This is a genomic window from Sphingomonas sp., from assembly GCF_036731925.1.
Taxonomy (GTDB): Bacteria; Pseudomonadota; Alphaproteobacteria; order Sphingomonadales; family Sphingomonadaceae; genus Sphingomonas.
In genome coordinates, this window is the sequence record NZ_DAINDJ010000002.1 from 275,716 (window position 1) to 290,046 (window position 14,331).

Annotated in this window: 10 protein-coding genes; 4 read left to right on the forward strand and 6 right to left on the reverse strand. The window is 66.3% G+C overall.

The window, feature by feature from the left end:
- Positions 1-21: 21 nt before the first annotated feature.
- The 3 genes from V7E00_RS10800 to V7E00_RS10810 form a co-directional block, all read right to left on the reverse strand.
- Positions 22-390 carry a hypothetical protein gene (locus tag V7E00_RS10800; protein WP_333572662.1) on the reverse strand — a complete coding sequence of 123 codons (369 nt, stop codon included), beginning with the start codon at positions 388-390 and terminating at the stop codon, positions 22-24.
- Between the two features lie 107 nt (positions 391-497).
- Complete coding sequence (locus V7E00_RS10805; RefSeq protein ID WP_333572663.1) at positions 498-1,808, reverse strand: amidohydrolase family protein; 1,311 nt, start codon at positions 1,806-1,808, stop codon at positions 498-500.
- Positions 1,805-3,205, reverse strand: coding sequence for an amidohydrolase (locus tag V7E00_RS10810; RefSeq protein WP_333573849.1), 1,401 nt, complete (start codon positions 3,203-3,205; stop codon positions 1,805-1,807). Before V7E00_RS10810 ends, V7E00_RS10805 begins: the two co-directional genes overlap by 4 nt.
- A 239-nt stretch (positions 3,206-3,444) precedes the next feature.
- Here V7E00_RS10810 and V7E00_RS10815 point away from each other — a divergent pair, with 239 nt between their 5' ends.
- Together V7E00_RS10815 and V7E00_RS10820 are read left to right on the forward strand one after the other, a co-directional pair.
- Positions 3,445-6,135: a PAS domain S-box protein gene (locus V7E00_RS10815; RefSeq protein ID WP_333572664.1), complete on the forward strand. Its 2,691-nt coding sequence runs from the start codon at positions 3,445-3,447 to the stop codon at positions 6,133-6,135.
- A complete protein-coding gene (locus V7E00_RS10820) occupies positions 6,135-6,749 on the forward strand; it encodes a response regulator transcription factor (protein WP_333572665.1) in 615 nt (204 codons plus the stop codon). Before V7E00_RS10815 ends, V7E00_RS10820 begins: the two co-directional genes overlap by 1 nt.
- 1 nt (position 6,750) lies before the next feature.
- Here V7E00_RS10820 and V7E00_RS10825 read toward each other — a convergent pair whose 3' ends face one another.
- Complete coding sequence (locus V7E00_RS10825; protein ID WP_333572666.1) at positions 6,751-7,098, reverse strand: hypothetical protein; 348 nt, start codon at positions 7,096-7,098, stop codon at positions 6,751-6,753.
- 92 nt (positions 7,099-7,190) lie between these two features.
- Entirely contained in the window at positions 7,191-8,525 is a 1,335-nt protein-coding gene (locus V7E00_RS10830) for an alginate export family protein (RefSeq protein ID WP_333572667.1), read from the reverse strand.
- 277 nt (positions 8,526-8,802) lie between these two features.
- Here V7E00_RS10830 and V7E00_RS10835 point away from each other — a divergent pair, with 277 nt between their 5' ends.
- Entirely contained in the window at positions 8,803-10,695 is a 1,893-nt protein-coding gene (locus tag V7E00_RS10835; protein ID WP_333572668.1) for a methyl-accepting chemotaxis protein, read from the forward strand.
- Positions 10,696-11,038: 343 nt separating this feature from the next.
- Here the strand turns inward: V7E00_RS10835 and V7E00_RS10840 are convergent, their stop codons facing one another.
- Complete coding sequence (locus V7E00_RS10840; RefSeq protein ID WP_333572669.1) at positions 11,039-11,425, reverse strand: flagellar biosynthesis regulator FlaF; 387 nt, start codon at positions 11,423-11,425, stop codon at positions 11,039-11,041.
- A gap of 113 nt (positions 11,426-11,538) precedes the next feature.
- Between V7E00_RS10840 and V7E00_RS10845 the strand changes: the two genes are divergently transcribed.
- Positions 11,539-13,956, forward strand: coding sequence for an HAD family hydrolase (locus V7E00_RS10845; protein ID WP_333572670.1), 2,418 nt, complete (start codon positions 11,539-11,541; stop codon positions 13,954-13,956).
- The last annotated feature ends 375 nt before the right edge of the window (positions 13,957-14,331 follow it).

A 14,331-nucleotide genomic window follows, 5' to 3' on the forward strand; every position in this document is an offset into this window, starting at 1 on the left:
GCGCGCAGGGCCGCTACGTCGTCACCGATCGGTGCGGCTGACGATCTTGGCCGTGCCGTCCGGCGTGATGGTGACCATGTGCGCCACACCGCCGCTGCAATTGGCGCGCCACATCGGGCTGCCGTCCTGATCGTCGAGGCGCTGCGAGCTCTCGACATGGTCGCACTTCAGGCCCGCGTCCATGATTGCGCGGATGAAGACGACGTTGCGCTGCGCGTCGTTCATCGCGATCACCTGCGCGGCGACATTGTTGCCGGTCGCGCCGTTCTCGACCACCGCGTTGGCCTCGGCCGCGTTATCCGCCGCTGCGTTGCCGGTCGCCTCGCCGCCCTGCTGACAGCCCGCCAGCGCGAGCGCGGCAACCGCGGGCAGAAGGATGTGCTTGATCATCGTTTGTCACTCCTGATGGTCCGGCGCAGTCACGTCCGCGCCGGACCCGTTCCACCTGACCGCCCAAATTCCCGCGATCGTGAAGGTTCCGTATGGAACCCCTCGGATCAGTGCTGATAGGCCTTGGGCAGCGCGCCTTCCGCAGGCTTCCAGTAGCGATCGCGCAGCCGCGTCTGGCGGGAGGTGAGCGGCTGCTCGATCCCGTCGACATACAGCTTCACCGGCGCGCTGCCGATTTCCAGCGGATCGCCGTCCCAGACTACCACGTCTCCGGCGCGGCCGGCCTTGAGCGAGCCGAACGCATCGCCCATGCCCATCGCCTCGGCGGGCCTGGAGCTGATCGCCGCGAACGCCGCGTCCCAGCTGAGCCCGGTGGCGCCCGGCACCCGCGTCAGCGCCACGAGGTTGCCGGCGAACTGCTTCTCCAGCCGCGCCTGGCGCGCCTCGTCGTCGTTGATCGTGCCGACGCCGACGAGCACGCCCGCGGCCTGCATCCGCCCGATGTTCGACTGGGTGGCCGCCAGCTGCTCGAAGCTTGCCGGCAGGTCGTTCAGCGCGTTGGCGAGCACGGGCACGCCCGCCGCGGCGATCTCCTTCGCCACCGTCCAGCCCTCGGTCGCGCCGACCAGCACCAGCTTCAGCCCCGGCGTCTCGCGCTTGAGCTGGAGCAGCACCAGAATGTCCGACGCTCGCTCGACATGGACGAGCAGCGGCACCTTGCCCTGCACCACCGCGGCCAGCGCCTCGGCATCGGCACGGGTGAGCAGCGCATCCTTGCCGCGATCGGCGAAGCTTGCGGGATTGCGGGCATAGTCGCGCGCCTCGAGCATGGCGTTGCGCAGCATCGCGATCGCCGCCGGGCGGCTGCCGCCGGCGACGCGACCACCGCTCTCGCCATATTCCATGAACTGGAAAGCGCGCGGGCGAGCGACGGCGTGGAGATCGCTGCGGGTATCGATCACGGCGCCCTGGCCGGCGAAGATCGAGCCTTTGCTGACGTCCGGCGCGACCACGGCGCGGGTGACGCCATCGGCGCGGTTGATCGCGATCGGCGTCGCGCGCGGATTGACCGCCGGCGACACGTCGAGCGCGGCGTTGAATGGCGAAGTGCCGGCCGCCGCATCGTTGGTCACGCCGACGCCATCGACTTCGACGATGCCCATCCGGGTGAAGCCGGCGAAGATGCCCGGCGTCACATAGCGCCCGCCGGCATCCATCGCAGGCACGCCCGCAGGCACTGCGACGCCGCGACCGGCAGCGACCACCTTGCCGCCACGCACCACCACCGTGCCGCCCTCGATCGGAGCGGAACCGTCGCCGATCACCAGCTTGGCGTTGGTGATCGCTACATCCTGCGCCATCGCAGGGGCCGCGAGCGCCACACAGGCCGCCGCGGCGAGAAACAGGGTCTTTTTCACTTTACATCCCCCTCACCCGGCTGGCCGAGCTCGAAATCGGAAACCGGGCGGCGCTTGGGATCCTTGGCGTCGTAGAGCAGCGCCCCATCGACCCACACCATCTCCGGCCGCGTGTAGACGCTGAACGGGTTGCCGTTCCACAGCACCACGTCCGCCATCTTGCCGGCCTTCAGGCTGCCCGTCTTGTCGGCGATGCCGAGCGCAAGCGCGGGATTGATCGAAAGCCATTTCCACGCCGTCGCCTCGGACACGTCGAAGCCCGCCCGGATCGCCGAGGCGCGCGCCTTGGCGACTTCCTGGTTGAGCCGCTGGATGCCGTTGGCGTCGTCCGAGTGGATCATCCCGCAGGCGCCTTCCTTCTCGAGGATGGCGAGGTTCTCCGGCACCGCGTCGTAGGATTCCATCTTGAAGCCGTACCAGTCCGCCCAGACGGCGGCGCAGGTGTTGTTGGCCTTCAGCAGATCGGCGATCTTGTACGCTTCCACCGCGTGGTGAAATGCGGAGACATGGTAGCCAAACTCCTTGGCCATATCCATGACATTGGCCATCTCGTCGGCGCGGTAGCAGTGGTTCTGCACGCGGATCTCGCCTTCGAGCACGCCGCGCAGCGTGTCCATCGCGATGTCCCTGCCCGGTGCCTCGCCGCCGTCCTTCTCGTACTTGTCCCAGCGGCGCTTGTATTCGGCCGCCTTGGCCCAGGTCTGGCGATCGACGGCGATGTTGCCCATACGGGTGGAGGGCTCGCGGCCACGGCTGCCATAGACGCGCTTGGGGTTCTCGCCGCACGCCATCTTCAGGCCATAGGGCGCGCCGGGGAACTTCATGCCCTGCATCGTGCGGGCATAGACGTTCTTGAGCACCACCGAACGGCCGCCGAACAGGTTGGCCGAGCCCGGCAGGATCTGCAGCGTCGTCACGCCGCCATTGGCAAGTGCGCGGCTGAAGCCCGGATCCTGGGGCCAGACGCTGTGCTCGGCCCAGACATCGGCGGTGACCGGACCCGTCGCCTCGTTGCCGTCGGACAGTGCGTCGACGCCGGGCGAGGGATAGTCGCCGAGGTGGCTGTGGATGTCGATCACGCCCGGCGTGACATAGTGGCCCTGTCCGTCGATCACGGTAACGCCGGCATCGGCCGTCAGGTTCTGGCCCACGGCGACGATCTTGCCGTCGCGGAACAGCACCGAGCCCTTGTCGATCCGGCCGCCCTCGCCGTCGAGAATGGTGACGTTGGTCAGCAGCGTCGGCACGCCCGGATAGGCGCGATAGGTGGAGGGATAGGGATCGTGGCTGTACCCCTTGCCCAGCCCCGGCCCCTTCTGCGCAGGCGTGGTGGAGGCGCTGGCGGGCTTGCCGCCGCTTCCCCCGCAGGCGGTTAGGGCGACGCAGGCGGCCGCCATGGCAAAGCTTCGGATCAAGCGTGACTCCCTGATGTTCTTATGATGGTCCCCACCCAATTGATTGCCGCGCCCGTGACTTTTGGCAAGCACCTGCACGAAGCGGATGGTGAAATCGGCGGAATTCCGTGCATCTCCCTATGGCTTTTCACGCGAAATTGACCGATGCTGAGCAAATCGTAGCCTCGGCTTCGACCTGTGCAGGGGCAGGTGGTTTGCACGTTGGAAGTATAGACCGGGATATGACGGGCCGTGGCGCGTCATCTGTGAACGTCACGACGGCCAATGTTCTGGCCGCAGGCGCATTGGTGTGCGGGCTTGTCACGCTCGCGGGCTGGGCTTTCGACGTTCCGATCCTGCATCGTTTTCTGCCCCGCACCTATCCGGCCTGGCCGATGTCCGCGCTGGGCTATATCTGCGTGGCCAGCGGGGTGCTGCTGGATCAGTTCCGGCGGCCGCGTCTCGCCCTACCCTGCTATTGCGCCGCCATGGCCCTGGGGGTGATCTGCACCGTCCAACCCCTGCTGGGACCCTGGTTCGATATCGGCCGACTGCTGTTTCCCGATCGCGTCGCCGCATCGGGTCTACAGCATGCCGGGCGGCCCGGCGTGAACGCCATCGTCTTCCTGTTGATGCTGCCGATCGCCGCCTTTGCCTCCCGCAGCAGATGGCGGCTGCTGCGCGAGGTGGCTCCGCTGGTCGCGATCGCCCCGCTGGCGCTGGCACTGGCATCGGCGACGGGCATGATGCTGGCGGAGCATCCGTCCGCCGTGAACCTTGGCCTTCGGGCATCGTTGCCCGGCACGATCATGGCCCTGTCGCTCACGGCTGCGATCCTGCTGGGGCACTGGCAGGTGGACGTGCAGCACTCCAGCAGGATCGAACGCTCGGACCCGCTCGCGATCAAGACCGTGGTCGCCGGCGCCATCCTGCTGCCGGCCCTGCCGGCCACGGTCGAGCTATTGCTCGAGCGCGGCGCGAATGGCGAGCCGCTCACCGGCCATCTGGTGCTGGGCCTGTTCAACGTGCTCGCAATCGGCCTGATCGCCTATTGGGCGGTCCACCGCGTCGGCCGGGAGCAGATCGCGCGCGCCGAACTGAGCCTTGCGCTCGACGGCGCCACCGTGGTGATGACCGACGCCCGCGGCAGGATCATCCACTGGTCGCTCGGCTGCCAGCAGCTCTATGGCTGGACGGAGGCAGAGGCGCTCGGTGAGAATCTGTACATGCTGCTGCGCGCCCAATGCCCCAGCTGGAACAGCAGCTACGCCCTGCCGGACGCCGACGGCGCGCAGGAACTGATCGAGCACCGCAAGGACGGCAGCCAGCTGCACGTGATCGAGCGGCTGCTGCGCTCCGCGACGCCGACCCGCGGCGCAATCGTGGTCCACAGCATCCTCGACATCTCCGAGCGCGTTTCCGCCCTGCGCGCCTTGCGCGCGAGCGAGGAACGGCTTGCCCAGGCCACCGCCGCGCACGAGCTCGGCATCTTCGACTGGGACATGAGCGGCGATCACATCAACTGGTCGCCGGGCACCGAGCAGCGGTTGGGGCTGCCGCTGGGCGCATTGTCCAGCTTCGAATCCTGGAAGCGGCTGATCGATCCAGACGATCTGGAGGGGCTACGCGCCACGGTAATCGCCACCATCGCCCAGCGTGCCGAGCGGTTCTCGTTCCGCTATCGCCTCACCGGCTGCAAGGGTGCGGAACGGACGCTCGAGGGCTCGTCGCGCTGCTTCTACGATCCCGCCGGCAACCTTATCCGGGTGGTTGGCGCGGCGCTCGACATCACCGAACGCGACGAACATGAAGCGGCGCTGCGCCGGCGCGAGGCGCAGCTTCGCACCGTTCTGGAAACCGTGCCGGACGCGATGATCGTACTCTCCGGCGACGGCGCGATCCTGCAGTTCAGTGCCGCCGCGGAGGAGCTGTGGGGCTATCGCGCATCCGAAGTCGTCGGCCGCGACTTCACGATGCTGATCCCGACCGACGAGACCGAGACCGACCAGGAAGTCCTGCACCGCTTCGTCGAAACCGGCGAGGGGCTGGTGGGCGAAGTGCTGGTGGGCACCGCGCAGACCGCCGACGGCCGGCGCTTCCCGGCGGAAATGCGCGCCGGCGCCGCCCGCAGTGACGGGCATCTGCTGATCACCGTCTTCGTCCGCGACCTGACCGAGCGGGTCGCCACCGAACAGCGGCTGAGCGAGCTCAACAACGAGATCGCGCACGTCTCCCGCCAGAGCGCGATGAGCGAGATGGCCGCCGATCTGGCGCACGAGCTGAACCAGCCGCTGAGCGCCACCGCCAACTTCCTTGCCGCCGCCCGCATGCTGATCGAGCGCGGCGAAGGTGGCCCGCGCGTCACCGATCTGCTTCGCATGGGCTCCGAGCAGACGCAGCGCGCCGGCGAGATCATCCGCCGCCTGCGTGCCTTCGTCGCGCGCGGGGAAGTGGAGATGCGGGTGGAATCGGTCGAGCGCACCGTTCGCGATGCGGTGGAGCTGGTGTTGGTCGGCACCGGCCATTTCAACCTGCGGGTGAGCTTCCATCTGGATCCCGCCGCGCGCTTCATCCTGGCCGACCGCATCCAGGTTCAGCAAGTCCTTGTTAACCTGTTGCGCAATGCCGTTCAGGCATTGAAGCTCGTGGAGCCTGATGATCGACAGATCACGATCACATCGGAGAAGCTGCCCGAGCAAATGATTGCCATCACGGTCACGGATAGTGGGCCGGGCCTTCCCGAACACGTCTTGGAAACACTTTTTTCGCGGTTCAGCACGACAAAAGGAGGTGCAGGCGGAATGGGGATTGGACTTTCGATCAGTAAACGCATTATCGAAGGCCATGGGGGGATGTTGAGTGCAGAAAATGCGCCGGGGGGCGGTGCGTCATTCCGCTTCACGCTGCCCGGTATCGAAGAAGGTGAAGAATAATGACCCGAACGATCTACATCGTCGACGATGACGATGCTGTCCGCGCTTCGCTGCACAGCCTGCTTTCGGTCCGACCGGACCTGATCGTCCGTGGCTATCGCTCGGGCGATGCCTTTCTCGAGCAGGAGAGCGAACTCGATCCGGGCGTGGTGCTGCTCGATTTCCACATGCCGGGCTCCAGCGGGCTCGACGTGCTGCTGAAGCTGGATCGCTCGGCGACATTCGTGCCCATTGTTCTCACCGGCCAGGGAAATGTTGGTCTGGCGGTGCAGGCGATGAAGGCCGGCGCGCTCGATTTCATCGAAAAGCCCTACGAGGCCGAATTCCTGCTGAAGGTGATCGACCAGGCCTTTTCGAAGCTCGAAGAAGATGGCGAGGCCGCGGCGCGCACCGCAACCGCGGAAAGCAAGATCGCCAAGCTTTCGCCGCGCGAGACGGACGTGCTGAAGGGGCTGATCGAAGGGCGATCGAACAAGATCATCGCCTATGAGCTCGACATCAGCCCGCGCACGGTGGAAATCTACCGCGCCAACCTGATGGAGAAGCTGGAAGTCCGCAGCCTTTCGGAAGCGCTGCGCATCGCCTTCGCCGCGGGACTTTTCCCCAAGGGGTGACTTATCGGACCGCCCCGCCATCCCGCAGCAATGCGGCAATGGCGGTGGCGGGTTCCTCGGCGGTGACATGGTGCAGATGCGGCGCCGTCACTTCCCCTGCCCCATCCATGATGATCAGCCGATGCCACAACGGATCCGCTGCAAGCGCCGCGAGCCCGCCGGGATGGTCCCGCGTCGCCGGCCCGTCGGCGACGAGCACCGGCGCAGTGCCGCCCAGCCGCGTGATACGGCCGGCATCCACCTGTTCCATGCTCACGACATCAATGCCGGAGAGCGCCAGTCGTGCGGCGAGCATGCTGCGCAGGCCAGCCTCACGCACCATCAGGATCACCAGCATATTGAGGACCATCGGCATCGACCCTTATTGCACGCTTGTGTCCGATCATATTCCGGATCTTGGCCGATGACCACCAGGTATCGCTTTGGTCCGCTTAGGAGCAATCAGAACTTGAAGACGAGATCGGCATAGCCGTAGCGGGCGTCGCCGCTATGGGGCGCATTGGGTGCCTGGGTGAGGAACCGGCCCTTGGCAAGATAGGCTGCGCCCACTTCGACCCGCAGCCGATCGGGGATCAGCGCGCGGCGCACCCGCACCTCCATTTCGGTGCCGGCGTGGCGCCCCGAAGCGCCGGTCTTGTCGCGAACGCCGGTGAACGCGAAGGTATCGGTGCGATCGGCGAGCCAGAGCCCGCGAATTGCCGCCATCAGGTCCAGCCGCTTGGAAGGCTTCGCCTCCAGCCGCACACCCGGCGAAACCAGGTTCGCCAGGCCGACCGGGCCGAACAGCGAGGCAGGACCATAGTCCGCGCGCCGCGCGCCATAGAGGGAATCGAAGCGGCCATACCCGGCATTGGCACCGTCGCCGCTGGCATAGTCGAAAAAGGCGGAGACACGCGGCGTCCAGCCCTTCGCGATCGTGTAGCCGCCCTCGACATGGACGAAGCCCGCATGCACGCTGAGGTCGGTGCGGTCGGTTACCGCATTGGTCACGCGCGCGTCGCCCCGCTGCAGCGCCGCTTCGGCCTCGACGTCGATCTTGCCCTTCGCCGGCGTGCGGCGGAGGCGCAGACCGAATGTCACCAGCCGGCGATTACGCGTTTGATAGCCCGGACGATCCTGTTCGGCGAGGCGATAGACATAGCCGCCGACACTCAGCTTGTGACCGACATCTGCAATGTTGCCGTCGGCGCCGTAGAACACCGTGCCGGTATCGACATGGTCGAGCTCTACCTTGTTGTCGTAGATGCCGTCCATCGTCGCAGGGAGCGCCGTGATCGGATGGGTCCAAAACAGAACCAGATCGTCCTTGTTCTTCGTGCGATATTCGACCCGCCCGCCCAGATAGGAAGGGAAGGTGTTGCCGAAATCGGCACGCGCGACGAGCCGCTGGGCGCCGAAGGTCATCGTGAAGCGGCCCGCGGTTGCCGCTAGAACATCCTTCTTGCCCAGGACGTTACGGAATTTGTAGCTGACAAAGGCCTGGAGCGGCTCGATCGTGTTGACGTCGCTCGCCTTGACCGAGCTGTTATGGCCTTCGCCATAGCCGCGTGCATCGAGCAGTTCGCCGGTCAGGTTCAGGTCGCCCCAATCGAGCTTCGCGGCCACCAGGGTGCGCAGCGATGCAAAGGCGATGCTGTCGTCGACCTTGGGCCGGAACTGGCCGTCGATGCCTTCCATCCGCGCGCGGACGCTGCCTTCGATACTCAGTTTGGGACCGGCCGGCGCGGGCGCGGCAGGCTTGGTCTGCGCACTTGCGGCACTGGAAACAAGAAGCATCGCGAGGCCAAGGCCTTGCAGCGAGTTTCGATGATTCCTGATGCCGTCCACGCGCGTGCTCCTGCCACCCTATTGATGGTTGGCCTTATAGGAAGGAAGCGCACGGCACCGTCGCATCGCGCATCGTACCAGGACTTTTCCGGAAGTTGCGGAGCGTCCATCCGTAATTGCCGAAGGTCGGGGCTGCCCGAAACCCGCCTATAATGATCAGCACGTCGCGTCCGCGGCGCGGATAAACGCTCCGGCGGAAGATCGGGGCTTGCGGGTGGAACTGTACATGTTCGCATTTCTCGATGATTGGCCCCTGACCAAGAAGATGCTGGCGGCCTTCAGTTTTCTGGGCTTGCTGCTGGTCGGCCTCGCGATCAACGGCTGGATTTCAAACCGCGAACTGACCAGTGTCGCGCGCAAGCATGTCGAGGTCAGCGTCGCGGGCATGTCCAACATGACCGACGTGATCAGCGACATCAAAGAGATGCGCATCATCGTCTACAGCCATTTCAACGCGCTGTCGGACGAGGAACGCACCAAGCTGCAGAAGCGCCTCGACACCGCTTCGGAAGAGCTCGACAAGGACGTCAAGGCCTTCGCCGCGGTCGCCGATCCTTCGATGGCCGGTGACATCGCCCGCATGACCACGATCAAGGGCCAGCTGGACGACATCAACCGCCGGATCTTCGAGGCAGACGTGGCCGACAAGGATAGCGGGCTGAAGCTGATCAAGAGCGAGGGCAAGGAGCGCTCGCACGAAGCGTTGGATCAGGCGCAGAAGATGCTGGACACGCTGCGCACGGCTTCCGAGGAAGCCAATGCGCGCGGCAATGCGTCTTCGATGACGGCGCTGGTGCTGACGATCGGCCTGTCGCTGCTCTCGCTGGCAGCCCTCGGCGTCGTCTGGCTGGCGATCAATCGCACGATTGCCCAGCCCATGGCGCGCCTGGCACAGGTCACCAAGACGCTCGCGGAAGGCGGCACCGCCACCGTGCCGAGCCTGAACCGCGGGGACGAACTGGGCGAGATCGCCCGCGCCGTCGAGCAGTTCCGCCTCTCCGCTGCCGAGCGTGCCCAGATCGACGCGCGCGCCGCCACCGAACAGCAGATGGTGACGAACACCGTTCGCGAGAGCTTGGTCCGCGTCGCCCAGGGTGACCTTACCGCCGACATCACGGCAGACTTCCCGCCGGCCTATGGCGAGCTCAAGTCGAACCTCAATGAAGCGCTTGCCTCGCTGCGCGAGCTGATCGGCTCGGTCATGGAGTCGACGCACCGCATCCGCACGGGATCGAGCGAAATCGCCCAGGCCAGCGAGGATCTCGCCCGCCGCACCGAAGCCAATGCCGCTGCGCTCGAGCAGACGGCGGCCGCGGTCACCCAGATGGACCAGCGCCTCAAGGCTACCGCCACCGCCGCCAACAGCACGGTCCAGCGCGCCGACCAGACGATCAGCGTCGTCTCGTCGGGCCGCAGCACCGCCGACGAGGCCGTCCAGGCGATGACGCGCGTTTCGGAAAGCGCCAAGGGGATCGACAGCGTCATCGAAGGCCTGGACAAGATCGCCTTCCAGACGCGCGTTCTCGCAATGAACGCTGCCGTCGAGGCCGGTCGTGCGGGCGAAGCGGGACGCGGGTTCGCGGTCGTCGCGGATCTCGTCTCCGCACTCGCGATGCGCGCCGAGGAAGAAGCCGGCCGCGCTCGCGACCAGCTGACTGCGACGCAGGCCGACATCGTCACTGCCGTGGGCATGGTCGAAAAGGTGGACGGCGCGCTGTCCAACATTTCCAGCGACGTCGGCGAAGTGCACCAGCTGCTCGGCCGCATCGCAACCGACAACCAGGCCCAGTCGTCCGCCATCTCCGAAATTTCGGACACGATCGGCACGATGGACCAGTCGACGCAGCAGAATGCGGCGATGGTGGAGGAAACCTCCGCGGCGGCCCGCAACCTCACTTCCGAGGTGGCGTCGCTCGCCGACCAAGCCGAGCGCTTCAACACCGGCAGCAACGTTGGCGGCGGCCGCGCGGCAAGTGCCGGCGGCAGCAGGCTGGCAGCCGCGCCGCGCGCCAAGAGCAAGGCCGTGGCCTCCGGTGGCGGCTATGTCTCGCCGGTCAAGCCGATGGCGACGCCGGTTGCGACGGTCTCGGCAGGTGCAGACGACTGGACGTCGTTCTGATCCCCTGACGCTGACTGCAGCATCGACATCACGGGCGCCCGGCCATGCCGCGGCGCCCGTTCCCGTATGTACGCCTGCTTGGCCCGCCTTTGTCGAGCATAGCGCCGGCTCCGTCCGATCGGAGAAGATGGTCCAGCGAGCACCGGACAACACCGTCGGTAGCGCGCGCTCAGGAAGTCTGGCGCAGGCAGTGGTCCACCCTGCATCGACCGCGCGCGCGAATGTCTCCCGCGGTCCCCAAGGCGTCCTATCCCCCACCCCGAACGGCCCGCCTGTGCAAAGGGCACGAAAAAAGCCCCGGGGAAGGACCCCGAGGCTTTTTGGTTTCCGGCTGCGGCGAGGTTCAGGCGGCGGCGGCAGTTGCCTGCGGCATCGCGCTGCGGTCCTGGAGGCCAAGGCCTTCCATGATCGTGCGATTCACCTGGATCAACTCCATGATCGATTCCCGGCCGGCGACGACGTCGCTGGTGAAGCGATCGACCCACAGCCCCAGCGAGATGATTTTCGCACGAAGGTCCACCGGCAGGTTGTTCCCGCGCGCGCCGCAATCGGTGATGAAGGCGGTCCACATCTCCCGGTTGCGATACAGCGACGGCATCAACAACGCGCCCTTCAGGCCGGCTTCGTGCGCGGTCAGCATTTCACCGGTGATCTCGCGCATCAGCCGCAGTTCCGCGGCGCGCGGCGTCTCGGCCCGGCTCCGGGCCGCCTGATAAGCATTGATCGTCATTGTCGCTCCTTTGCTCCTGCCGCCATTGTAGGAAGATTTTGCCGGGTTGGTCGGCGGCCTTCCTATAAGATTCCTGCGTCCCCTCGGTGCGGGCGCTTTCCAGGGACAGTGCCGTGACCGATTTCATCCTTCCGCATGCTATGCCGTCGGCGCTCGACGGCCGTGCGAACGTCAAACTGCTTTCGCTCGACTGCTTCGATACGCTGCTGTGGCGCGACAGCCACGCGCCCATCGACATCTTCGATGCGCTGCCCGGCGTGAACGTGCTGCAGCGGCGATGGGCGGAATCGCGCGCACGCACCGCGGTGCTGGTGCAGCATCGCCACAAGGAAGTGACGATCGAGCAGATCTATCGCGAGCTGTATCCGAATGCGCGGAAGGCGGAGATCGCTGCTGCCGTCGCGCGCGAGCTCGATGCCGAGGCGCAGCATTGCTTCGCCTTCCAGCCCACCGTGGAGCTGATCCGCGAGGCAAAGCGCCGCGGCGTTGGCGTCATCATCGTCTCGGACACCTATCTGGATCCCGCCCAGCTGCGCGATCTGATCGCGCGCGCCGCGGGGGCCGAGGTCGCCGGCATGATCGACACCGTCTTCTGCTCGTCCACGTATCGCAAGGCGAAGTCGGACGGGCTGTACGAAGACGTGCTGAAGGCGCTCAAATGTGCGCCGGACACGATCCTGCACATCGGCGATAACGAAAAGGCCGACGTCGGCGGCGTTGCGCGGTTCGGTGTGCAGACGCTGCACCTCAAGCAATTCACTGAGGCGACGGAGCAGCGGCTGCGTCTGGAATCGTCGGTCAGCGCGATGCTGCATCCGCGTCTTTCGGGTGCGATCGCCGCACAACAGCCGCACCGCGCCGCACTCGCTGCCGGCGAACCGCAGATCGCCGATCCCGCCGAAGCACTGGGCTTCTCGGTGATGGGCCCGGTGTTCCACACCTATGAACGCTGGCTTCAGCAGGAGGCCGAGGCGCTGCAGGCGGAGCGCGGCGGCACGGTCCACTGGCTGTTCATGATGCGCGACGGCCTGCTGCCGATGCGCGTCCACCAGACCGCACAGCCGGAAAACCCCGGCTATGCCGTGGAGATCAGCCGCTTCACCGCAATCGCCGCATCGTTGACCGACGCGGAAACGATCGAGCGCTATGTGCAGTTCGAGATCGGAAGCGATCCGGAAAAGATCGTGCACCAGCTGCTGCTGCCGCGCAATGAAGCGCGCGTGCTGCTGAACGGCCTGCCCAAGGACCGGACCCGGCTGCCTGCATTCCTCAATGAGATCCGACATCCACAGCGCGTCAAACAGATCATCAAGGCCGGCAACGGCTTTGCGGATCGGCTGACCGAGCATGTCCGCGCCGCAGTGAATCCCCAGCCTGGCGACACGCTGATGCTCATCGACCTTGGCTATAACGGTTCGGTCCAGAACCATGTCGACGCACTGCTGCGCGAACGGTTCGGCGTCCATGTCGCGGGTCGCTACCTGATGCTGCGCGAGCAGTTCCGCAGCGGCTGCGACAAGAAGGGGCTGATCGGCGAGGAGAATTACGATTGCCACACGCTGGAGTCCATCGCGACCAACGTTGCGGTACTGGAGCAGATCTGCACTGCCGCGCAGGGCTCCACGGTTGATTTCGAGGCCGACGGGACCCCGATCCGCAAGGCCAACAGCATCAAGGGCCGCCAGAGCGCGGTCCGCGAACGCATCCAGGAAGGGACGCTCCGCTTCGAACGCGAGCAGGCGGCGGCCCGGCTGCGTGGTACCGCGATCGACGAGATGCCGCTGTGGCGCCAGGCCGCCACGGCCGTGCTCGGGCGGCTGATGTTCCTGCCGCTGGCGCACGAACTGGCGGTACTCGCCGAGTTCGAGCACGACATCAACGAGGGCGTGGACGACACGGTCGCGCTGTTCGATCCCGCAATCGCACGGAGCGGGCTGCGCCAGCGCGGGCTGTTCTACATGAAGGGCTCCGAACGCATGTACCTGCCGGCGGAGCTGCACGGCGAAGGCATGCCGGTGAAGCTGGCCCTGCTCGCGCAAAAGCGGTTCGGCCTGCCGTTCAAATATGCCGATTTCGTCGACAGCACGATCTCCCTGCCCGTGATCGTCGCGGACGGCACCAACGTCTCGACCGGAAACGTCACCGCCACGCCGACGCATGACGGCTATTATCTGGCGCCGATCCCCATCGGCGACTGCCGCTTCTCGGTGGGCGTGCAGTTCGGCCAGCTGTTCGACTGGGTGCAGGTGGAAAGCGCCGTCTTCATGCCAGTCGAGCGGTTCCTGTCGGACATGCAGCGCCCGGGCCACGACGAGCGTGCCGCCGCGCCCTCGCTGGAAGGCATGCAGCAGGTGGCACCCAACCTGTTCCACTGCGCCGATGAATTCGCCTTCATGATGGTGCCGCCGCCGCCGCGTACGGACGACCGGCCGATGATGCTGGCGCTGGTGTTCCGCCCGATCGCCCAGCGCCAGGCAGCCGCGCAGCCGGCCGCATCTCTCCTGTCCAGCACACAGGCTGCCAACGCGTGACCAACCTACGGATCCATTCGGCGACCGTCGCAGCGCGACGGACGCACCCTGCGGCCCTTCCTGCGCGACGTGAGGTGGCCGACCAGCCTTCGCGACATCTATTATGCGCCGGAATGCAATCCCGCCGAGCAGCGCCACCTCTACGGGGTCGAGCGCAGGTGCACGCTCGACCGTGCAGACCTGCTGCCGCCGGGGTACGGCTTTCGCGGCAACGGGCATTTCGTCTGGCCGCGGCCCGAGGAATGCCCTGCTCGCCACGCTCGAGCGGAACCGGCTGCGTAACTGCCTGGCGGTGATCGATGGGCAGGATCGCCAGCGCGATCGCCTTTCCGCCTAAGCAGTTTCCCAGAACCCCCACCCCGCCGGAAACCATCC

What these genes read in the sequence shown, in the direction of transcription:
- V7E00_RS10800 (WP_333572662.1), bottom strand. Translation starts at nt 390, where the DNA reads ATGATCAAGCACATCCTTCTGCCCGCGGTTGCCGCGCTCGCGCTGGCG.
- V7E00_RS10810 (WP_333573849.1), bottom strand. Translation starts at nt 3,205, where the DNA reads ATGGCGGCCGCCTGCGTCGCCCTAACCGCCTGCGGGGGAAGCGGCGGC.
- V7E00_RS10815 (WP_333572664.1), top strand. Translation starts at nt 3,445, where the DNA reads ATGACGGGCCGTGGCGCGTCATCTGTGAACGTCACGACGGCCAATGTT.
- V7E00_RS10820 (WP_333572665.1), top strand. Translation starts at nt 6,135, where the DNA reads ATGACCCGAACGATCTACATCGTCGACGATGACGATGCTGTCCGCGCT.
- V7E00_RS10825 (WP_333572666.1), bottom strand. Translation starts at nt 7,098, where the DNA reads ATGGTCCTCAATATGCTGGTGATCCTGATGGTGCGTGAGGCTGGCCTG.
- V7E00_RS10830 (WP_333572667.1), bottom strand. Translation starts at nt 8,525, where the DNA reads ATGCTTCTTGTTTCCAGTGCCGCAAGTGCGCAGACCAAGCCTGCCGCG.
- V7E00_RS10835 (WP_333572668.1), top strand. Translation starts at nt 8,803, where the DNA reads ATGTTCGCATTTCTCGATGATTGGCCCCTGACCAAGAAGATGCTGGCG.
- V7E00_RS10840 (WP_333572669.1), bottom strand. Translation starts at nt 11,425, where the DNA reads ATGACGATCAATGCTTATCAGGCGGCCCGGAGCCGGGCCGAGACGCCG.